The organism is Mariluticola halotolerans (genome assembly GCF_021611515.1).
In the GTDB taxonomy this organism is placed as follows: Bacteria; Pseudomonadota; Alphaproteobacteria; order Rhizobiales; family Devosiaceae; genus Mariluticola; species Mariluticola halotolerans.
This window is the reverse complement of record NZ_CP090960.1, coordinates 2,134,394-2,155,398: the sequence shown is the minus strand read 5'-3', so window position 1 is coordinate 2,155,398 and position 21,005 is coordinate 2,134,394. Positions and strand designations below refer to the sequence as shown.

The window sequence follows — 21,005 nt, the reverse complement described above, 5'->3', positions numbered from 1 at the left end:
GGGGCGGTTTGTCGGACAAACGGGTACGCATTGGCGATATCTCCAGGGAACTGGGCCTTTCCAACTCCACCGTGTCACGCGCGCTTTCAAGCAAGGGCTATGTCGCTGCCGAGGTGAAGGCGCGGGTGCTCGAGGCCGCTGACAGAATGGGCTATGTGCCCGATCTGACGGCCCGCAATTTGCGCCGGGGTTCCAGCACGCAGGTGGGGCTGGTGGTCTCCAGTCTGCTTGACCCGTTCTACGCCCAGCTGGCCACAGGATTTCAGGAAGTCGCCCGGCGGCGCGGTTATGAAGTCATTCTGATTATCGACGGTGCCGACCGCAAAAAAGAACGCGATGCCGTGGACTCGCTGCTGGCCATGGGGGTTGATGGCATCGCGCTGACGCCCGTATCCCAGGGCGCGCTTGAGCGGGTGCAGGGCTACGGCATTCCGGCTTTGCAAATCGACAGGGCGGTCAGTTCAAAATATTCGCTGATTGGTGGCGACAACCGGGTCGGCGGCATGATTGCCACCGAACATCTTTTGGCGCTTGGCCACCGGAATATCGCGGTGATGATTGACCATGATCAATGGACGACGGGCCAGGCCCGCATTGCCGGCTGGCATGATGCATTTACCAGCCTCGGTCTTGAGCCAGCTGACGGTCTTTGCATCAAGCTGGAAGATGGTCAGAAAACCATTGCCGAGGCGCTGAATGCCATCGTGCCGCGCTTGCTTGAGCGCGAGATAACCGCCATTTTCGCCGCCAATAGCGTTGTGGCGCAATTGCTCTATATCGCCTTGCAGGATTTTGGTATCGAGGTGCCCGGCGACATCTCGCTTGTGGCCTATGACGATGCCAACTGGACGGCGATGGTGCGGCCCGCGATTTCGGTCATTACCCAGCATGTCGATCTGCTGGGGCGAAAGGCCGCTGAGCAGTTGATTGGGTCGATCGAAGATGAGCATCTTCAGGGCTCGGTTTCCAGTTTCCTGGTGCAGCCAACCCTTATTCAACGCGGCAGCACCCGCGCGCTCGATCAGTGAGCTGCTGAAAGCGGGCGCACATATGGAAAATTCTGGTGCGCGCCTGTCGATCAGATAATACAAACGCATCTTTTGCGTCTTAAAACATGAAAGGCTTTCTCACGTGAATATTCTGGATCAGCTGCGCGCGATGAGCGTGGTCGTTGCCGACACCGGTTCTGTCGAGGCCGTCAAGGCCTATAGCCCTGTGGACTGCACTACAAATCCGTCACTGGTTCTGGCCGCGCTTGGAGAGCCTGAGGCTGCCGAATTGTTGGCCCGGGAAATTGCCAAGGGTCATGAAAACGGCCTCAATGTCGACCAGATCACCGATACCCTGCCAGCGGCGATGGGCGCGACCCTTGCGGCCCTGGTGACCGGACGGGTTTCAACCGAAGTCGATGCCCGGCTGTCGTTTGACACCGAAGGATCGGTTCAGCGGGCGCGGGCCATCATTGCGGACTATGCGGCGCGTGGTATCGGCAAGGACCGTATTCTGATCAAGCTGGCGGCGACCTGGGAAGGCATACGGGCCGCAGAAATTCTGCAGGCCGAAGGCATCGATTGCAATCTTACCCTGGTGTTCTCACTGGCGCAGGCCGTGGCCTGTGCCGATGCGGGTGTCTTCCTGATCTCGCCTTTTGTGGGGCGCATCACCGATTGGCATATGGCGACAAGCGGCAAGGAAAGCTATGCGCCTGAGGAGGATCCCGGCGTGCTGTCTGTGCGGCGCATCTATGATTACTACAAGGCCAACGGCATTGAGACCATTGTCATGGGCGCGTCCTTCCGCAATGTGGGGCAGGTCAAGGCGCTGGCCGGTTGCGATCGTTTGACGATCTCCCCGAAATTGCTGGAAGCACTGGCGCAGGAAAGCGGCACGCTGGAACGTTGCCTTGATCCGCAAAACGCTGGCGAAGCCGCGCCCATAAAGCTCGATGAAGCCGCCTTCCGCTGGGAAATGAACGCGGACGCCATGGCAACGGAGAAGCTGGCCGAAGGCATCCGCAAGTTTGACGCGGATCTGGTCAAGCTGAAAAGCCTCGTCGCCGACCGTCTCTGACGGCTGGTCTCGCCAAGATCCCGCAACCGGCCCCTATGCCGGTTGCGGTCCAGCGGCCGCCTGATAGGCCTCTGTTAATTCCCTGATTACCGAGCGTGCCGGCGGCTTTGCGCCGAGATGTATGGCGCGCAACTCCGCTATAAACCCATCCCACATCTCCGGCCCGCCTTCTTCGAGAAGCTGGGCGCGGATCGACAATTCCCGCGTCGCCGGCGTGAAGCGCCTGCCCCAGGCGCCCATCTGGGCAAGCAAGGGCACCAGTTGGATGGCCGGCTCTGTCAGGCTGTAGACCGTCTTCTGCTTGTGTGCCGGGTCCGGGCTGGTCGAGAGCAGGCCCGCGCTCACGAGGTTTTTGAGACGGCTGGCCAGAATGTTCGAGGCGATGCCTTCCTCCGAATTGTTGAGGAGGTCGCGGTAGTGCCTGCGATTGCCGAACATGATGTCGCGGATGACGATCAGGCTCCAGCTGTCGCCGAGCGTTTCCAGCGTCAGATTAATTGGACATCCGGATCGGAAGGGTTTGTGCATAAGAGGCTCCGTAAAACTGATTGCAACATAGGTACGGTTTTGCTATAAGGCAACTGCTTGCAAACTGCATACAGACAGGAGAGTGCGTCATGCCAATGTTTGTCACCATCGGATATGGCGATCAGGCTGGTTATGACCGTAGCCCCCAAGCGGTCAAAGATGCGGCACACGCGCAGGATGCAAAGCTGATCGCGGAAGGGGCTTTGGTCGGCATCGCTGGCGCACCGGTGCAGGTGCGCAATCACGGCGCGGCCGGTGTCGAGATATCTGAAGGTCCTTATCTGGCCTCCGATTTGCCGATTGCCGGTTTCACAGTGTTCGAGGCCGCAAGCCTGGAAAAAGCCATCGACAAGGTCTCGCAGGTTCCCTGCGCCGTCGCCCACGGCGTCGTCGAGGTCTGGCCGCTGAAATAGCCATTCAACACGGCAGAAGGATAGATGCCATGAACGTGCCCGCGCCAATCACCGTAACCCCCATTCACGTTGCCGACCTGCATGTGGAAGGCGAAATCATGCCCGTCTGCGTCCACGTGATCGACCATCCCGACGCGCGTATCCTGGTGGATACCGGGATGACCGAGATTCACCCGCTCATCGCTGAGGCCTTCGATCCGGTCCTTTACCCGCTGGACAAGCAGGACTTTGACCTCGCGAGCATCGATATCGTTGTGAACACCCACCTTCACGCCGATCATTGCGGGGGCAACCATCTTTTCGCGGGCAAACCGTTCTACGTGCAACGTCAAGAGCTCGAAGATGCGCATAGGGACAAGAAGGCCTATCCCATCACCGAGTGGGTCGATGCGCCGGGTGTGCAGTACACGCCGGTCGACGGTGAGTTCGATTTGCTTCCCGGAATACGTCTGGTTCCCGCACCGGGCCATACTGCGGGGATGCAGGTCGTCGTCATTGAGACCGGCGCGCGACCCATCGTGGTCGGCGGCGATGTGGCCGTGTGGTTCGGCGAGTTGGAAGAACCTGCGAGCGAAGGCCAGCTCAAGGTCATTGCGATGAACCCCGAGCTGGTGTGGATCGCGCACGTGCATGAACCGTGGCGGCCTCTCGCCACGTGAGTGACTTACTCAGGAGGAAACAGAATGGCCAGACTTGTATTCGGAATGAACGTGTCGCTGGACGGCTATGTTGATCATATGCGCTTTCAGCCGAACCCGACCCTCTTTCGTCATTTTATCGACGAAGCCGAGGGACTGACGGGCAGCATCTATGGTCGCAACATGTATGAAATCATGCGCTACTGGGACGAGGACCATGCCGACTGGGAGACGGAGGGAAGTGCCTTCGCCGCAGCTTGGCGCAAACAGACGAAATGGGTCGTCTCGCGCACCTTGAAATCCGTCGGCCCCAATGCAAGTCTCGTCGGGAACGATCTGGAGGCTGCGATCCGCAGGCTGAAGGATGAGCACGACGGGGAGATCGACGTCGCGGGGCCGAACCTTGCCAAAAGCCTCACCGATCTCGGCCTGATCGATGAGTACCGGATTTACCTTCACCCGGTCGTGCTCGGTCACGGCGCGCCCTATTTCGCCGGACCGCGACCGCCGCTCCGCCTGATGTCGCATGACCGGGTGGACGAGGATGTCGTCCGCCTGACTTACGTCCCCGCATGATCGTTCCTTGTCAGCAATGATGACTGCCGCGTCATCATTAGTGCTGTCCCCCCGGAGGGGGATTTGCGCCGCATGTGCTGGCGCGGCTGCCTCAGGCAGCCGCAGGCGTGTCGCCAGTGAGGGCCTCAAGCGCACGCGCGGCGCGCTTCTTCTCCCGGTAGCGGTTGAACTGCTGATCAGCGAGAACGCCGGCAAGGATCACCCCACCCATCACCGCGAAATTGAGCGATGAGGGAATGCCCAGAAGGTTTACCAGATTTTGCAGCTCCTGCAGCAACACAGCGCCCAGAATGACACCAATGACCGATCCCTCACCCCCTCGCAGGGAAAAGCCGCCCAGAACTGCTGCAGCGATGGCATAGAGTTCATAGAAATTGCCATGGGATGATGGCTGTACCGATTTGGTGAACATGGCAAAATAGATCGCCGCAATCGCGGTGAGTGCCGCGCAGATAACATAGGCGGCGGTAATGACCAGGCCGGTGCGTACGCCGGAATAGCGGGCGGCTTCCTCATTCTTGCCCACCGCATAGAGATGGCGGCCAAACACCGACCGGTGCAGCACGAACCAGGCAATAACCCCCACAATGATCATGGCGTAAAAGGAATGCGGCACACCAAAAGAACGGCCAATAGTGAGCCATTCAAGCTCCGGATGGCTGGCCCCGAAGGGAAACCCCGCTGTCGCCTCGCCAGTGTAACCCCGCGCGACACCGCGATAGATCAGCAGCCCGCACAAGGTGACAACGAATGGTTGCATTTTGAGCCGCGTGATCAGCAGGCCATGCGCCAGTCCCATCAGCGTGCCCAGACCGATGGTAATCAGGATTGCCAGGGGCCAGGGCACCCCGAACTTGCCCACCATGTCGACAAAGATCACCCCGAGCAGCGCGATCATTGAGCCCACCGAAAGGTCGATGCCCCCGGTCATGATCACAAAGCCCTGGCCAATGGCAAACAGGCCGAACAGACCGATCAGATTGGCGGTGTTGCCCAGATTGATGGGAGATAGAAACAGCGGATTGCGCAGATACACAACCGCGCCCACGATGATGATGAGGACCGCCAGTCCCAGGTCTTTTTTCTGCATTCGTTCCGTCCCTTGTTAAGCGCCAACGGCCAGCTTGAGCACGTTGTGTTCGGAGAAATCTTCCCGTGTCAGTGTCCCCGCGACCCGGCCGCCACGCAGCACCACAATCCGGTCGGACACGCCGATGACTTCCTCCATGTCACTTGAAATCATCATGACGCCGACCCCGGCCTCCGCCAGGGCACGCATGAGCTTGTAGATTTCTGATTTCGCACCGACATCAATGCCCCGGGTTGGCTCATCAAAGATGATCACACGCGGTTGCATCGACAGCCATTTGCCCAGTACGACCTTTTGCTGGTTGCCGCCTGAAAGCTCGGCCGCCGCACGCATGACATCTGCGGTTTTGATGTTGAGCTTGCCGCGCTGGTCTTCAGCGCGGGCCCTGATCTTGCTTTGGGATACCAGTCCCGCACGCGTGACTGAAGCGAGGTCGGCCAGCGAAATATTGTCACAAATCGAACTTTCGAGCACCAGGCCGGTACGCTTGCGGTCCTCCGGCACCAGATAGAGACCCGCACCAATAGCCTCTCTCGGTGAGCTGGCCAGAAAGGTCTTGCCATCAAGCGTGACGGTACCTTCGTGAATGGGGGTGATGCCGAAAATGGCCTCGGCCAGTTCGGTGCGCCCCGCGCCAACCAGCCCGGCCAGGCCAAGAATTTCGCCACTGCGCACTTCAAGGTCGACAAAGGCCTGCGGATCGGTGGTGGTTCTCACCCCGCTCAGGCTCAGAATCGGCGCGCCAACCGCCCGGCTTGGCGGGGAATAAAACGATGTCAGGTCGCGCCCGATCATCAGCCAGATCATGGCATCATGGGTAATCTCGTGGCGATGCAGTTCGCCGGCAACGTGCCCGTCGCGCAAGCTGAATACCCGGTCGGCGCAAACCTCCACCTCGCCCAGGCGGTGGGAGATATAGATAACGGCAATGCCCTCGGCCTTGAGGTCGGCAATCACCTTCATCAGGGTATTGGTTTCAGAAAGGGTCAGCGATGAGGTGGGCTCATCCATGATCACAACACGCGCATCAATGGAAAGCGCCTTGGCAATTTCAAGCAATTGCCGCTCGGCCAGAGACAGGTCAAGAACAGGGGTGTCCGGCCGAAAGGTGGCCCCGACACGTTTGAGCAGGGGTGCCGCCGCCGCGCGCATCGCTTTCACATCAACCAGCCCGAACCGCCCCTGACGCAATTCGCGCCCCAGAAACATATTGGCGGTCACGTCCAGATTGTCGAAGACGTTGAGTTCCTGATGCACAAAGGCAATGCCGGCGGCCTGGGATTGCGGCACCGAAAGCTTGTCATGGCGCACCCCATCGATGGTGATGGTGCCCGAACTGGGGGCGATAACACCGCCAAGAATTTTCATCAGGGTGGATTTGCCCGCGCCATTTTCGCCGATCAGCGCCAGCACCTCACCGGGCATGACATGAAAGGCGACGTCGGAGAGGGCGACGACGCCGGGATAAACCTTGGAGATGTTTTCAAGCACCAGCAGCGGCTGGGATGATTTATGCGGTAATGACATTGGGGCGGACAACTCTGCCTCGAACAAAAACTAACATGGCCATGAAACGCCGTTGCATGGGATTCACTGGAATGCGGCCGCACTGGGTTGATGTGATCCACCCGGTGCGGCCCTCTCGGCTGGGGAGGATTACCCGCCGATACGCGCTTTGAGCTCGGCCTCGAAAGCATCCACATTGGAGGCGTCGATAACCTTGGTCGGAACAATGATCAGCCCGTCATCCGGAATGCCCGATGTGTCGCCTTCCAGAGTTTTGGCCATCAGATGCATGCCCTGGTAACCCCATTGATAGGGATCCTGCACAACGGTGCCGGCAAAGCTCCCCTCACGCACTGCGCCCAGGGTGATTGGGTCTTCGTCAAAGCCGATGACCGTGACCTCACCGAGTTTGCCGGCGGCCTGAAGGGCTTCATAGATTTTGGGCGGATTGTAGGAATAGAAACCGACCATGCAGTCAATTTCCGGATTGGCGGCCAGAACGTCATCCACATTGGAGCGTGCGCGGGCAAAATCGACATCGTCACCACGCACATCGACCAGCTCGATGCCCGCCACCTCAACGGCCTGGCGGAAACCGGCAATACGTTCAATGGCATTGTCCGCCCCCAGAAAGCCGACAAAGCCCATGCACTTGGCACCATCGGGCAGGGCCGCAACGGCGATCTCACCTGCCTGGATACCCGCCAGGGTGTTGGATGAACCCAGATAGGCGACGCGGTCACTGTCCGGTGCGTCACTATCGGTGGTAAACAGGGGCACCTGGGCGGCAATGCGGTTGAAAGCATCAATCGAGTTCTTGGGATCAGCCGACGAGATCATGATGGCGTCCGTGCCCGCGGCAACCAGATCGTCCATCAGGGCGTTCTGCAAAGCGGCTGTGCCCTGCGCGGGGTAGCGGAATTGCAGATCATAGCCGGGCAGCTCGGATTGCGCCTTGTTTACCCCGGCTTCGGCCAGCTTCCAGAAGTCCGATGCCGCATTGACGACAAAGGCAAGCTGAGGCTTGTCCTGTGCCATGGCGGGGCCGGCCAGCGCCGCTGCAACAGCAATAACGGAAACAGCAAATTTCATTTTCATTCTTGTCCTCCCTGACTGGCCCGTGAGGATGATGACCCCGGTCGCACCAGTTTTGCTAAATCACTTTGCCGCACTCATTTGCAGCAAAGCACTCTTATCCATGACCTTGGAGCCCGCATGCACCGGCACCCCAAAAGGCCCTGGATTCTGACCGCGCCTGTTGTCGCCGGGCCTAGCCCGGATACCAGACAATGCGCGGGTCATCCTCAGCCCGGACATGGGTCCAGGCGCTTTCAACGAGTTGCCGCATATCCATCCCCGGCCGCCAGCCAAGCAGGTGCCCGGCCTTGGCATTGTCGAGCCAGTTGCTGTGATATGGGGTGTTGATCTCCACCACCGGCACCCCACGCGTTTGTTGCAGATGCTCGGTCACCTGGCCGTAATCGATGGGTTGATCCATTGCGATATTGAACAGGTGCCCGTGCGCCACCGGATTATCGAGAGCGACGAGAATGGCCGCCACCAGATCGGTGACATGAATAAAATTGCGTTTGAGCGCATGACCCAGACTGTCGCGCATCAAGGGGATGGCACCCGCCTTGGCGTGGCGCGCGATATCCGCCTCGCTGAGAAACTCACGCCATGGCGGCCCGCCGAACTGCTCTGAAAAGCTCAAGGCGAAGCGGAAGTCATCTTTTTCCATGATCCAGGGCGCGCGCAGGCAGCAACCCTTAAGGCCATACTGAATGTGATATTGCTCAAGCATGACCTCTTCGATCACCTTGGTCAGCGCATAGCAGCCCGCATAGGCACGGCGGGGCGCGGTTTCGGTGATGGGTATCTCGTAATCGTGCACGATATGCCCCACCGAACAGTCGCCGCCGATCAGAATGAACTGCTCGGCCGTGGGCGATACCCGGAAAGTCTCAAGCAGGTTGAACATGCCTTTGACACCGACATCGATGGCCATGTCCGGTGATTCCTTGACCGCCGCCATGTGCAGCACATGGGTCACCCCCGCCATCGCATCCCGGACAGTGCCGGTATCGGCCAGTGAGCCGCGCACGATCTCCACCGCAGGGTTGTCGATAACCCGGTTGTTGCAAAGCGCCCGGATGGACCAGCCGGAGAAGCGCTCCTCTGAAAGGAATGCGGGCAGAAAGCTTGTTCCCACCTTGCCGGTAATGCCGGTGACCAAGAGTTTCAAAGTCTAATTCCTGTATTTGTCTGGATGCGGTAGGCCGCGCCAGATCCATGTGGCCGGTCGGGCCGGGAACCGCAGGCGTCCTCAGGTGATCGGCCGGATGGCATGGCGCGTTCCAGCGCCATGCCGGATTTGACGGAATGCAGGTTTTACTGGCTGCAGAAACCAGGGTCGTCATGGGTGCACACATCCAGCCCGGTATAGAGCGGATCCCCAACATCGACGCCGTTGATCAGGTCAATCATCACATCCGGTGCGCGCTGGCCCATTTCAAACGGGCGCTGGCCCACCTGAGCGTGGCTGCGGCCTTCGTTGAAAGCCTGGACCTGCGGCGGCAGGGTGTCACCCGCAATGATAATGAGCTCGTTGGATTTGAGCTTGTCCATGACCTGGTCTGTCACCTGGGCATAGGCTTGCGGTGCGAACTGGGCCCAGCCGCCGATCAGGATGAAGGCATCAAGATCAGGATTGGTGGTGAAAACGTCGGCCATCTGCTGGTTGGCCAGATCGATCTGGTCATTGGTAAAGACCGGGCAACCCTCGATTTCAGACCAGCCACCCTCGCCAGTCAGGCGATCGGTTCCCTTGGCACCCGCGACCGTGTCACGGAAGCCGGCAGCGCGGGCATTGATGTTGTCAGCCGCCACATTGCCAAGCTGCAAACAGACCGTGCCGCCCTCTGGCTTAAGCTTTTGGGCCTGCTCGGCCATCATGACGCCCATCAGGTAATTGTCGGTGCCAAGGAAGGTTGCACGCAAGGAACGGTTGTCCTCGGACAGGTCGGCATCCACGGTCATCACGGGCATGCTGGGCGCGATTTCCTTGAGCCGGTTGGCCATGGCCGGGGCATTGGACGGTGAAATGGCGATGGCGGCAACGCCCTTGGTAATCAGATCGTCCACAAGCTGCACCTGTCCCGATTCATCCGCGCTCGACGCGGGGCCGGTATAAAGGCACTCATATTCGGAATCCGGATTATTGGCAGCCCAGTCCTGGCAGCCCAGGTTGATCTGTTCGAAGAACGGATTGTCGAGACCCTTCACCACAATGGCCAGTGTCTTTTTGTCCTCAGCCAGCGCCCCACCGGCAACCAGCGCGAGAATGGCCGTCGCAGCCACAGTTCGATTTACGTACCTCAATTTGGGTTCTCCCTCCCTGTTACATTATGCCGACGGGTGGAAGCCCACCGCGCCGGTCGTCCATGCCGTTTCGAGTTGCTCGATAGTCGGCAAAGCCCTTGAACACGTCCCCGCGCCCCTCCAGTGATAAATACATCATTGGACTTGATAATATTATCATATAATATCAGCATTCATTGATGCGGGCGTCAAGCGTGAAGTGGATCGTGCCGGGAGGCTGCATGGTGTTTGTGTGGCGCTGACCGGTAAAAACCATGGGCAAAATGCTTGCTAACCGCACTTTGACGCCTGAGCGTGACGACGAAAATGAAATTTAGGGGGAGGCGCATGAGCGCATTGAAAATTAGTAATATTAGCAAACACTATGGGGCCATCAAAGCGCTCAATGATGTGTCGCTGACCATAGAGCCGGGCCAGGTGGTTGGCCTGATGGGGGATAACGGGGCTGGAAAATCCACGCTGGTCAAGGTCATAGCCGGCAATTTCGCGCCCACCCATGGCGAAATTTATATTTCCGGGAAAAAGGTCAATTTCCACAAACCTCTGGATGCCCAGAGGGCGGGCATTGAAGTCGTCTATCAGGATCTGGCGATCTGCAACAATCTCACCGCAGCATCGAATGTCTTCCTCGGGCGCGAACTGACGCGGCAGCTTGGCCCGATCCGTGTCATCGATTATGCGGCCATGCGCACCAAGTCAGCGGAGCTGTTTGCCCGTCTCAAGTCAGAGACGCGTCCGCGGGATCTGGTCAGACGCATGTCGGGGGGGCAGCGCCAGGCTGTGGCGATCGCCCGGACGCTTTTGTCCGACGCCAAGATCGTGCTCATGGACGAGCCGACAGCGGCCATTTCGGTGCGTCAGGTTGCCGAGGTGCTCAACCTTATTCGTTACCTGCGCGACCAGGGCATTTCAGTCGTGCTCATCAGCCATCGCATGCCCGATGTGTTTCAGGTTGCCGACAGGATCGCGGTCCTGCGCCGCGGCACGCTGGTGGCCAGCAAGAACGTGTCCGATTCTTCCCCCGAGGAAGTGACGGGATTGATTACCGGCGCGATTGAAGCCGCCTGATGATTGAAAGAAAAAACATGACAACCACCAATACCCTGACCGAAGTCATCGACCGCTCCGAGCATCGCAGCATGCTTTCCCGTCTGACCAGCCATCATACCTTCTGGGTGTTCATCGCCGCATTGCTTGCATGCATGGCGCTGACCTTGCTTACCGACACATTTGCGACCGAACGGAACCTGTTCAACGTGTCGCGCAATTTTGCCTTTGTGGGCATTATCGCGCTTGGCATGACAGCCGCCATTGCCTCCGGGGGCATCGACCTTTCGGTGGGGTCGACCGTGGTTCTCTCTGCCATGACAGTGGCTGTCCTCATGTCCTCGGGATTGCCCTTCTGGGTCGGCGTGCCCGCCGCCTTGCTCGCGGCCATGGCGGTTGGTGCCGTCAATGGCATCCTGATTGCCTATGCGGGCATGCCCCCGTTTGTGGTCACCCTGGGCATGTTGTCGGTGGCCCGTTCACTTGCCATGGTTCTCTCCAACAACAAGATGATTTACGAATTCGGGCCCGATCATGATTTGCTGCTGTCCCTGGGCGGCGGCTCGACACTTGGCCTGCCCAATCCATTGATCGTTCTGGCTGTCCTGGCTGTTCTGACCGGATTTCTGTTCAAATGGACCCGCTGGGGACAACACCTGTTCGCCATGGGCGGCAATGAACAGGCCGCAAAGCTGACCGGTATTCCTGTCAAACAGCTCAAGGTATCGGTTTATGTTTTCACGGCCCTGATGGCCGGGATCACCGGCGTACTTGAAGTCGGTTGGCTGGGTGGTGTCACCACAAACCTCGGTCAGGCAATGGAATTGTCGGTGATTGCCGCTGCCGTTATCGGCGGTGCCAATCTGGCTGGCGGCGTTGGCACCGCCTTCGGGGCGGTTGTGGGCGCATTGCTGATTGAGGTAATTCGCAACAGTCTTATCCTGCTGGGCATCAGCACCTTCTGGCAGGGCGCTTTCGTCGGCTCGTTCATCGTGATCGCCGTGGCCTTTGACCGCTTCCGCAGCGCCCGGTCCTCGGACTGAGCGCAGCCCCAGGCCGTCCCGCCAAGCGCGGGGCGGCTTAAAACCTACTCTGCCGCCATCTCCTTGCCGGACATTTCCGGGCGGACCCGCGTTGAGGCCCGCGGCAGTAACTCGCATTCAATTTTTGTCCGGCTCGGTGAGCGGTGCAACCCGCCGGCAACATCAAGCATCAGTTCCACAGCCGTCCGCCCCATCTCGTAAAAGGGCAGTATCAGCGTGCTCAGGGGCGGGTGCAGATATTGGGCAATCTCGCGGTCATCGAAACCTATGACCGATACGTCCCTTGGCACATTGACCCCCAGAAACCGCAAGGCGTCATAACAACCGACCGCCATCATGTCATTGGCGCAGAATATCGCGTCGGGTGGGTTGTCGAGCCCCATCAGTTGCAGGGTCATTTCATATCCTGCTGACGGCTCCCAATTGCCCGGACGCACCAGAGCAGGGTCGAACGGAATATCGTTGCTGGCCAGCGCCTGGCGGTAACCCTTGAGGCGGTCCCGCGTCGCATCGAGCCCGGGTTGCCCATTGATGAGGGCAATGCGCCGGCGTCCGGTCTGGAGCAGGTGTTCGGTTGCGGTCCGGCCACCCAACTGGTCGCCGGGCAGAATGGCGTGAAACGCGCCCGCCGCATCATAGCAATTGACCATGACCAGACGGTTCTCTGCCAGCGCCGGGGGAACCTGAACCTGCCGTGTCAGGATCGTGCCATAGATCACCCCCAAAAGGGGCAACTTGCCAAGGTCAGCCAGGATATTGGTTTCCACATCGGCATCCCCGTGGCTGACCACCATCAGCAGGTTCACCCCGACCTCGATTGCCCTGTCGCGCGCGCCCTCGAATGCCAGCGACATCCATGGATCCGTCGAGATTTCATCGGCAATGAAAACGATGGTCGAATGGCCGTCCGGCACCGTCCGCGACCCGCGGCGCACGAACCGGTACCCGAGCGTCTTGGACGCCTCGAGCACTTTCCGCCGGGTTTCCGCAGACAGTCTCGCGCCCTTGCTTCCACTAAGGACAAGCGAGACTGTCGCCTGGGAAACACCCGCTGCGGCAGCGACGTCCATCATCGTGGGCCGTCCAGCGCTTGCCCGTCGTTTCGTCCTCGGCATTGCCGTTTTTCACCTCAGGAAAGATCTGCATCAAAGGTATTTTTGGTGATCATCAGCGTCGCCAAAGTCAACCCGAACCAAAGCCCGTTGCTTGTATATATCACCCATTTTACGCCCATAAAAAACAATTTGACGCTTCGGCGCCCCCCCGACTTTAATTTGTCCCACAAATGCGCGGGGTCCAAACGCCCCCGCTGGGGAGAGAAAAGTGACGATTAATTCCATCGGCAAAACCACGTCCTCCGGGGCGGGTGCGCGTGTGCCTTTGACGGGCCTTTCGCTCGGCCTCAAACTGCTCGGCGCCGGGCCGGTTGTGATCCTGCTGGCGCTGTTCGTGGTGCTCAGTCTGGGGGTCCCGAATTTCTTTTCGCCACGCAACCTCTCCAACATTCTGGCCCAGATTGCGGTGATCTCGGTTGTCGCCATGGGCCAGCATCTGGTGATCCTGACACGCGGCATTGACCTCTCGGTCGGTGCCAATCTGGCGCTGGCTACGGTGTTGGGCGCCCTCATGTTCCGGGTGAATGACAACGCGATTGTGGTGATGGGCACCATGCTCATGGCCGGGGCGGCGGTGGGGGCGGTCAACGGCTTGATATTTGTTTATGGCCGGTTGCCGCACGCCTTCATTATTACCCTGGCGACCTTGTCGATAGCCCGCGGGCTTGCGCTGGAATTGTCCATCGGTCACACAACCATGCGCGGCATGCCCGAGCTGATCACCACAATCGGCGGCGGTTCCAGCTTTGGCGTTCCCAACTCCTTTTTTGTCGTCGTGCTGGTTGCCCTGCTGATCACGGTAATGGCGCGCTATGTGGTTTGGGGCCGCTGGATTTATGCGGTCGGCGGTCAACCCGATGCGGCACGGCGCATGGGCATACCCGTCAATGCGATTATTGTCTCGACCTATGTAATCGCCGGATTGTGCTGTGGCGTGGGGGCGATCCTGTTATCGGGCCGCACCGAAGCCGGCTCCCCGCTTTATGGCAACCTGCTCGAACTCGATACAATTGCCGCGGTCATCATAGGCGGCGCCAGCTTTCTTGGCGGTCGCGGCCATATCGGCCATGCGCTGGTCGGCGCGGTCATGATCGGCGTTATCCGCAATGCCCTCAACCTGCTCAATGTGAACCTCTACTTTCAGCTCATCGCCATAGGCGTGATCATTGTCATGGCCGTGGAGTCAGACGTGTTGCGCAATCATCTGGAGGCGCGAATGCGCGTACGGCAGGCGGGGGGCGCACGATGAAGACGCCCGTTCTCGAGGTGCGCGACGCCCATATGCGTTTCGGCGCCGTCCACGCGCTCAAGGGCGTCAGCCTGCAAGCGCATCGCGGCGAGGTGCTGGCGCTGCTTGGCGATAATGGTGCCGGCAAATCGACCCTGATCAAATGCATCAGCGGCGTCCACACGCTGACCGAAGGCGACATTCTGCTCGACGGGAAAAAGATTGCGTTACGCACCCCCTCAGCGGCGCGAAGCGCGGGTGTCGAGACGGTCTATCAGGACCTGGCATTGTTCGACAATCTGACCCCGGCCCAGAATTTTTACTGCGGCCGCGAACTTTCTTTTCCCCGCTGGCTGCCGCGGGGCATGCGGTTTCTGGCGACCCGCCGGATGGATCGCGAAGCGGCCTCCGTGATCGACCGTCTCAAGGTGAACCTGCCCAGGTTTGATGCGCCGGTGGCGCTGATGTCGGGCGGGCAGCGCCAGGCGATCGCGGTGGCCCGGGCCACGGTGTTTGCCCGCAAGGTCGTCATCCTTGATGAGCCGACAGCAGCGCTTGGCTTGCGCGAAAGCCGCAAGGTGCTCGATCTGGTGGCCCAGCTTCGTGACGAGGGCAATGCCGTGATCCTGATCACCCATAACATGGAACATGTCGTTGAACTGGCCGACCGCGCCGTCGTGCTGCGGCAAGGCAACAAGGTCGGCGAACTGACAAATCCCACACGGTCCAATCAGCAGGAACTCGTCTCCATGATCGTGGGCGCGGAATAAGCAAATTTACTGTCGCTCGACAGGAATAATGGCCGCCCGGAGAGGGCCGGCTGCAACACGGGAGGATCTACAATGAAACTTGTTCGACTTCTGGGAGGGCTGGCGCTGGCAGCGTCAATTGCCGTTCCCGCTACCGCCGCGGATGTGAAGCTTGGCTTCATCACCAAATTTCCGGTGCCGTTCTTTGCCACCATGGAAAATGCGGCCAAGGCCTACGCCGAAGCCAATCCGGGCGTGGAAATCATCTATGGCCAGGGCGCATCATCGACCGACATTGAAGGGCAGATCGCTCTTATCGAATCCATGGTCACCCAAGGGGTACAAGGCATCGCCATCACGCCGGTCGATCCAACTGTCGCCCCGACACTGGACCGGGCCATCGCTGACGGGGTCAAAGTCGTCTTGATGGACAATTCAATTCCCGGTTGGGAAAATGCCACAGCGCTTGCCACCACTGACAATTATGCGGCTGGCAAGATCGCCGGCGGCTATCTGAAATCGGTGCTCAAGGCCGGCGACACCCTTGGTATTCTCGAGGGTGTGCCCGGCGTCCCCGCCCTTGATGATCGCGTCAATGGCATGCTTGAGGGGCTTGATGGTCTCGACGTCGAGATCGTTGGCCGCAATGGCACCAACTGCACCGAGGAACTTGGCATTTCCGTTGCCGACGATCTGCTGACTGCCAACCCGGACCTCAAGGCCATCTATGCCGCCTGTGGGCCCCCCGCCGTTGGTGCAGCCCAGGCCATCTCCAATGCCGGCATTGCCAATGATGCCATCATTCTTGTCGGCTTCGATGCCTGTTGCGGCGAGATCGAAAAGATCGTTTCCGGTCAGGAAGATGCAACTGTGGCGCAATATCCCTCAAAAATGGCTGAGCTGGGTGTCGATGCCCTGGTGCGTGCCATTGCCGGGGAAGACGTGCCCACATTGATTGATTCCGGCGCGGCCCTCGTCACAGCGGATAACGTCGCCGATTTTCAATAATCAGATATCCGGGCCGGCACCTCGGTGCCGGCCTCTCATGCCGGCCTGACCACACCAAGGATTTCAAATGACCAGCTTTCCCGCCCTTGTCGTTACCGCACCGGGCGCACTCGCAATTGAACAACGTCCCCAACCAGCCCGTGGCGATGACGAGGTCCTGGTGGCACCCCGCCGTTCTGGAATTTGCGGCACCGATTATCATATCTTGGCGGGCAACCAGCCGTTTCTGAATTACCCGCGCATCATGGGCCATGAGCTGGCCGTCGAAATCGTGGAGGCCCCGGCAGGATCCGGCATCGCGCCGGGCACAACCTATGCGGTCAATCCCTATATTGCCTGCGGCACCTGCATTGCCTGCCGCAAGGACAAACCCAATTGTTGCACCCAAATTGGCGTTCTGGGTGTGCACCGTGATGGCGGCATGGCCGGGCTGCTGGCCTTGCCTTTGCGCAATCTGGTGCCGGCCGCGGGCCTCAGCGTCGATGAGTGCGCCATGGTCGAGTTTCTCGCAATTGGCGCACATGCGGCACGGCGCGCGAATGTATCCGCGCACGATCAGGTGCTTGTCGTCGGGGCTGGTCCGATCGGTCTTGGCACAGCTCTGTTCGCAGCCCTTGCCGGCGGCGCCGTCACGGTTATCGACCGGGATCGCGACCGTCTGGATGCCGCACAAAAACTCGTCCCCAATTGCCATGCCGTGGACGCCGGTGACAGCGGGGCGCTTCACGCCATTGCCGATGAGGGGTTCGATGTGGTGTTCGATGCAACCGGCAGCCGGGCCTCAATCGAGCAGGGCTTCAATCATGTGGCGCATGGCGGCCGTTACTGTCTTGTCAGCATCGTCAAGGGCGACATCAGCTTTGTCGATGCGGATTTTCACCGCAAGGAAATGACGCTTCTGGCCAGCCGCAATGCATTGCAGGTTGATTTCGAGCGCGTGATTGCCGCCATCAAGGCCGGGGGTGCCCGCTCTGCCGACTGGATCACCCACCGCACGACATTGCGCGGGGCGCTCAAGGATATGCCGCATTGGGCCACCCACAAGTCCGGCCTCATCAAGGCCGTCATCGAGATTTGACAGCGCAGACCGGCCGGCACGCAAGGAGAGGCGGGGCCTTCAAGCGGCTGTCGCCGGTTCGCCAGCCCCGAAATTTGTTTGCAAAAGCGTCAGCCGGGCTGTTGCCAGATGCTTGCGGCATGCGGAAACGATCCGGCGGCGATTACGGGATTTGAGCGCATCGATATAGTTCAGATGTTCAAGCAGAGCCCGTTCATTGCGGGTGCGCTCGCATGTCTTGTTCCACTGGTAGTGATAGTGAAACACAAAGGCGATGATCTCGTAGAAATCGGTGACAAAGCGATTGGGTTGCACCGAGTTGACGAGGCGATGGAACCGGTTGTCCAGATCCGAGAAATCATTGAACCGCGTGTCGATATCGTCAAGCAGGGCGCGATGCTCGACATCGAGATCATCAAGCCCGGCCCAGAGCGGATCCTGCGGGCCGAGATCGGTAAAGGCAATCGCTGAACGCATCTCGAACAGCTCGCGGATCTCAAACAATTCGCCGGCGAATTCAGGTGTAAAACCCTTGAAACTCCAGCCGGAATTGGGACGTTTTTCAATCAGCCCAAAACGCCGGAAGCCGTTGAGAAACTCGCGGATGCCATTGGTGCCAACCCCAAATTGCCGCGCCAGTTCAAGTTCGTTGATCAGCGCGTCGGGTTGCACATCCTCGCGCACAATCCATTCCATGAACTGGCGTTCCACCAGCTCGGCGGTCGAGAGCACCTCTGATTCAGGATATCCGGTCCCTTGCGGTGGCAGCGCGGTCACAACCCGTCCGTCTTCTGTCGACCGCAAATAGCCGCGCGTCTCCAGCTCCGCCAGCACCTTGCGAACAGTGGTTCGGCTCACACCCAGCTGCACCCGCAGCGTGTTTTCAGAAGGCATCAGGCTGCCGGGCGTTTGCTGCCGCAAAAGCGGCAGGATGGTGTTGAAGGCCTTTTTATATACCGTGTCAGATTTCACGTTATTGGCATCCTGTTGATCACGGCATTTTAGCCATAAAAATACAGGACCGGCAACCCGGCGTCCACCCATATCCGGGCTGCGCTATTCAGGGACGGCGGGGTGCTTGTAAAGCCGTACCGGCTTGCCGGGTGCCCGAGAAATAATGCCTTTGGCTTCCAGATCAAGCTGAACCGCCTTCAACCACCATCCCGCTGTTTTCCCCTGGGGGAACAGTGCGTCAGGCAGGCGCGAAAGCAAGGCCGCCTTGGCCTCAGCCACCGACATGCCGGGCACCGCCTCTGGCAGCACAGCCAGAAGCGCCGCGCGCATCGCCGTATACTTGGCGCGATCGACACGCCGGGTACGGCCGGGCGTTGTGATGCTCTCAACTTCGATCTTGTCCTCAGGCATCGATCTGTCCCCGTATCTCAAGTTTTGGATTGCGAAAGCCCATGCCGATCCACGCCCCCAGCAGCTTCATGTAAAAAGAAAAATTGTGGGTTTTAAGGTTCGGAATATCATCGGGCAGACCGGTCGCATCGGGCAGGTCGCCGGTCATGGTACGCATTTCGGGACGTGGCCGTGCCGCGTTCGGCCACAGGTGCAAATAGATGCTGAGCCAGTGCGCGCCCTTCAATTCCTGAAAGACCGGCGTGTTGCAGCACGTGGCGACGATGCGGCGCGTGCCGGCGTCTGGCGACAGCCTGAATGCCTTCAGATGTTTCATCCCTGAAACCACCTGAACGCGGTCTTTGCGATAATCGGCGCTTGGCGTCGCCGCGTAAGCGGTCAGCATGTTCTTTGCCCCTTCTAACCTCGCCAGCCGGGCTGCCGCAGCGCGGCAACTGTCACAAAGACATTCCGACACAAGGAACGGCGCGCCGTGCAATTCGAGACGGGTCTCGCCGCAGGCGCAGCCGATATGGGTGGTTTTGTTCATGTCGGGTTGTCTCCCGTAATATGAAAGAGATGACGGATATAGCGGTCGAGATGGTCGAGGCTTTCCTTCGCCAGCTCGGCATTGTTTCCCGCTTTCGCCAGCACGAACCCGCCCTGGATAACGGCCTGGGTGTGCCGGGCGAGACTTGCCGCAGTCCAGTCGCCCGTAATGTTGCGGTCGGATCGGGCCTGTTCGATGTCCGCTTCAAGCGTTGCCGCATGGCCGAAAATGCTGCGGCCGCACGCATCACGAATGTCCGGCGAGCTTGCATGAACTTCCTGCGCCATGGTGCCCACAAGACAGGTGAAATCGGCCAGTTCTCCGCTGATGATGGCCCGGCGGAATGCAACATAGGCGAGCACGCGCGCCAGCGGGTCGGCGGGTTGATGATAGGGGGCAGCAGCGAAGAAAGCCGATGTCGTCTCGGCCCAGAAATCGGCAGCCGCCACCCCAAGGGCTTCCTTGCTGCCGAAATTATGAAAGAACGCGCCCTTGGTAACGGCGGCCATCCGGCAAAGGTCGTCAACACTGGTCGCGGCGAAGCCCTTTTGACGAATGACATCCCGCGCGGCTTCCAAAAGCCGCGTACTTGCATCACCTCGCTCCGGGGCCTGTTTGGTGGGTCTGGACATGATCAATACATACCATACGGTCGGTATTTGGCAATCCAAAAGTTTTGCCGTCAAAAAGGCATGGGGGAACGGCTTTTGCGCCGGACGCGCAGCGCCATTCAGAAAGTCGATGAATACCCGGCATAGCGGTGGCTGAACGCCATCCGGTTGTAAACGTGACGCGACACCCAGGCGTGATGCCGCCGGTCAATTGTCTAGGATTTCTTGCCCGAAATTGCGTCAGAGACCTGGCTTGCCGCTTTAAGGACTTCCGGCACCAGAAGCTCCTGCAGGGCCTCGCTGAAGCGAAATTGGGGAACCGAGATACCAAGTGCCGCCGCAACTTCGCCTCGCACACCGTAAACCGGCGCAACGATGCCACCGCCGCTATCGTCAAACTGTTCTTGGACACTTTTGGCATAGCCCTGTGTGCGGATATCCACCAGCGACGCCTTGAGCACCTGAACATCTGTAATTGTGCGCGTCGCGAGTTTTTTGAGCTTCACGCGTGCAAGATACCGGTCGAGTTCAACCTCTGACATGCCCGACAGCAATACCCGGCTGGCTGCGCCCGCATAGAGTGGTTTTTCAATCCCCAGCGTGACCACCCGCCTTACAGCCTGCAATCCAACAATCTGCTCAAGATCAATCCGGAAGTCGCCGGAGCGTACGGAAAAGACCACCGTTTCGTTGAACTTGCGCGAAAGGTCGCGCATGATGGGCCGTGCGGTCTCCACTAATCCTGATTGCCCACGGGCCACTTCGGCAAGCGCCAGAAACCGGTAGCCGAGGCGATAGCGCCCACTGTCCTCTTCCTTGGTGACAAGGCCATGGAACTGGAGGTTTGAGAGCAGGCGCAGGCAGGTGCTTACATGCAGGTCGGTTTCCTGAGCGATCTCGCTGAGCGACAGGTTGCTGCCCCTGCGGGCAAAGGCCTCCAAAATCCCAACGACGCGATCAAGCACATTTATCTTGTAAGGGCGTTTGCCGTCCGCGGCAGCTTGCGTATCGGCGTTCGGCTCGACCTCTTGTGTCATTGGGCCCGACTCAA

Annotated in this window: 23 protein-coding genes; 11 read left to right on the top strand and 12 right to left on the bottom strand. The window is 59.5% G+C overall.

What is annotated here, in order from left to right; genetic code table 11:
- Nucleotides 1–8 precede the first annotated feature (8 nt).
- Nucleotides 9–1,028 carry a LacI family DNA-binding transcriptional regulator gene (locus tag L1P08_RS10295; protein WP_303616931.1) on the top strand — a complete coding sequence of 340 codons (1,020 nt, stop codon included), beginning with the start codon at nt 9–11 and terminating at the stop codon, nt 1,026–1,028.
- 130 nt (nt 1,029–1,158) lie between these two features.
- On the top strand, nt 1,159–2,070 hold the full coding sequence (gene tal, locus L1P08_RS10290; RefSeq protein ID WP_303619541.1) for a transaldolase: 912 nt from the start codon (nt 1,159–1,161) through the stop codon (nt 2,068–2,070).
- A gap of 33 nt (nt 2,071–2,103) precedes the next feature.
- Here tal and L1P08_RS10285 read toward each other — a convergent pair whose 3' ends face one another.
- A complete protein-coding gene (locus tag L1P08_RS10285) occupies nt 2,104–2,598 on the bottom strand; it encodes a winged helix-turn-helix transcriptional regulator (protein ID WP_303616930.1) in 495 nt (164 codons plus the stop codon).
- Between the two features lie 89 nt (nt 2,599–2,687).
- On the opposite strand from L1P08_RS10285, the gene L1P08_RS10280 reads away from it, so the two are divergent.
- The 3 genes from L1P08_RS10280 to L1P08_RS10270 are packed head-to-tail and all read left to right on the top strand — an operon-like array spanning nt 2,688 to nt 4,225.
- Entirely contained in the window at nt 2,688–3,011 is a 324-nt protein-coding gene (locus L1P08_RS10280) for a YciI family protein (protein ID WP_303616929.1), read from the top strand.
- A gap of 29 nt (nt 3,012–3,040) precedes the next feature.
- A complete protein-coding gene (locus L1P08_RS10275) occupies nt 3,041–3,670 on the top strand; it encodes an MBL fold metallo-hydrolase (RefSeq protein WP_303616928.1) in 630 nt (209 codons plus the stop codon).
- A gap of 24 nt (nt 3,671–3,694) precedes the next feature.
- A complete protein-coding gene (locus L1P08_RS10270) occupies nt 3,695–4,225 on the top strand; it encodes a dihydrofolate reductase family protein (RefSeq protein WP_303616927.1) in 531 nt (176 codons plus the stop codon).
- Between the two features lie 91 nt (nt 4,226–4,316).
- On the opposite strand, the gene L1P08_RS10265 is transcribed toward L1P08_RS10270, so the two are convergent.
- The 5 genes from L1P08_RS10265 to L1P08_RS10245 all read right to left on the bottom strand — a co-directional run bounded on the left by L1P08_RS10265 (nt 4,317) and on the right by L1P08_RS10245 (nt 10,202).
- A complete protein-coding gene (locus tag L1P08_RS10265) occupies nt 4,317–5,315 on the bottom strand; it encodes an ABC transporter permease (protein WP_303616926.1) in 999 nt (332 codons plus the stop codon).
- A gap of 15 nt (nt 5,316–5,330) precedes the next feature.
- A complete protein-coding gene (locus tag L1P08_RS10260) occupies nt 5,331–6,842 on the bottom strand; it encodes a sugar ABC transporter ATP-binding protein (protein ID WP_303616925.1) in 1,512 nt (503 codons plus the stop codon).
- Between the two features lie 129 nt (nt 6,843–6,971).
- The gene (locus L1P08_RS10255; RefSeq protein ID WP_438268402.1) at nt 6,972–7,919 is read right to left on the bottom strand and encodes a sugar-binding protein; all 948 of its coding nucleotides are present in this window, start codon (nt 7,917–7,919) and stop codon (nt 6,972–6,974) included.
- A gap of 172 nt (nt 7,920–8,091) precedes the next feature.
- Nucleotides 8,092–9,066 (bottom strand): NAD-dependent epimerase/dehydratase family protein, encoded by a 975-nt coding sequence (locus L1P08_RS10250; RefSeq protein WP_303616924.1) that lies wholly within the window; start codon nt 9,064–9,066, stop codon nt 8,092–8,094.
- A 146-nt stretch (nt 9,067–9,212) separates the two neighbouring features.
- Nucleotides 9,213–10,202, bottom strand: a complete 990-nt coding sequence (locus L1P08_RS10245) for a substrate-binding domain-containing protein (RefSeq protein WP_303616923.1) — start codon at nt 10,200–10,202, stop codon at nt 9,213–9,215.
- Between the two features lie 327 nt (nt 10,203–10,529).
- Here L1P08_RS10245 and L1P08_RS10240 point away from each other — a divergent pair, with 327 nt between their 5' ends.
- Nucleotides 10,530–11,270 (top strand): ATP-binding cassette domain-containing protein, encoded by a 741-nt coding sequence (locus L1P08_RS10240; RefSeq protein WP_303616922.1) that lies wholly within the window; start codon nt 10,530–10,532, stop codon nt 11,268–11,270.
- A 17-nt stretch (nt 11,271–11,287) separates the two neighbouring features.
- Entirely contained in the window at nt 11,288–12,292 is a 1,005-nt protein-coding gene (locus L1P08_RS10235; RefSeq protein WP_303616921.1) for an ABC transporter permease, read from the top strand.
- Nucleotides 12,293–12,336: 44 nt separating this feature from the next.
- On the opposite strand, the gene L1P08_RS10230 is transcribed toward L1P08_RS10235, so the two are convergent.
- Nucleotides 12,337–13,365, bottom strand: a complete 1,029-nt coding sequence (locus tag L1P08_RS10230) for a LacI family DNA-binding transcriptional regulator (RefSeq protein WP_303616920.1) — start codon at nt 13,363–13,365, stop codon at nt 12,337–12,339.
- Between the two features lie 355 nt (nt 13,366–13,720).
- Here L1P08_RS10230 and L1P08_RS10225 point away from each other — a divergent pair, with 355 nt between their 5' ends.
- The 4 genes from L1P08_RS10225 to L1P08_RS10210 all read left to right on the top strand — a co-directional run bounded on the left by L1P08_RS10225 (nt 13,721) and on the right by L1P08_RS10210 (nt 17,470).
- On the top strand, nt 13,721–14,656 hold the full coding sequence (locus L1P08_RS10225) for an ABC transporter permease (protein ID WP_368077133.1): 936 nt from the start codon (nt 13,721–13,723) through the stop codon (nt 14,654–14,656).
- A complete protein-coding gene (locus tag L1P08_RS10220) occupies nt 14,653–15,405 on the top strand; it encodes an ATP-binding cassette domain-containing protein (protein ID WP_303616918.1) in 753 nt (250 codons plus the stop codon). The genes L1P08_RS10225 and L1P08_RS10220 overlap by 4 nt, the downstream gene beginning before the upstream one ends.
- Nucleotides 15,406–15,477: 72 nt before the next feature.
- Entirely contained in the window at nt 15,478–16,392 is a 915-nt protein-coding gene (locus L1P08_RS10215) for a sugar ABC transporter substrate-binding protein (RefSeq protein ID WP_303616917.1), read from the top strand.
- Nucleotides 16,393–16,459: 67 nt separating this feature from the next.
- The gene (locus L1P08_RS10210) at nt 16,460–17,470 is read left to right on the top strand and encodes a zinc-binding alcohol dehydrogenase family protein (RefSeq protein WP_303616916.1); all 1,011 of its coding nucleotides are present in this window, start codon (nt 16,460–16,462) and stop codon (nt 17,468–17,470) included.
- A 39-nt stretch (nt 17,471–17,509) separates the two neighbouring features.
- On the opposite strand, the gene L1P08_RS10205 is transcribed toward L1P08_RS10210, so the two are convergent.
- The 5 genes from L1P08_RS10205 to L1P08_RS10185 form a co-directional block, all read right to left on the bottom strand.
- On the bottom strand, nt 17,510–18,421 hold the full coding sequence (locus L1P08_RS10205; protein ID WP_303616915.1) for a GntR family transcriptional regulator: 912 nt from the start codon (nt 18,419–18,421) through the stop codon (nt 17,510–17,512).
- 84 nt (nt 18,422–18,505) lie between these two features.
- Nucleotides 18,506–18,814, bottom strand: coding sequence for a DUF6958 family protein (locus L1P08_RS10200; protein ID WP_303616914.1), 309 nt, complete (start codon nt 18,812–18,814; stop codon nt 18,506–18,508).
- Nucleotides 18,807–19,343, bottom strand: coding sequence for a GFA family protein (locus L1P08_RS10195; RefSeq protein WP_303616913.1), 537 nt, complete (start codon nt 19,341–19,343; stop codon nt 18,807–18,809). Before L1P08_RS10195 ends, L1P08_RS10200 begins: the two co-directional genes overlap by 8 nt.
- Nucleotides 19,340–19,975 (bottom strand): TetR/AcrR family transcriptional regulator, encoded by a 636-nt coding sequence (locus L1P08_RS10190; RefSeq protein ID WP_303616912.1) that lies wholly within the window; start codon nt 19,973–19,975, stop codon nt 19,340–19,342. The genes L1P08_RS10195 and L1P08_RS10190 overlap by 4 nt, the downstream gene beginning before the upstream one ends.
- A 194-nt stretch (nt 19,976–20,169) precedes the next feature.
- Nucleotides 20,170–20,991 carry an IclR family transcriptional regulator gene (locus L1P08_RS10185; RefSeq protein ID WP_303616911.1) on the bottom strand — a complete coding sequence of 274 codons (822 nt, stop codon included), beginning with the start codon at nt 20,989–20,991 and terminating at the stop codon, nt 20,170–20,172.
- Nucleotides 20,992–21,005: the final 14 nt, after the last annotated feature.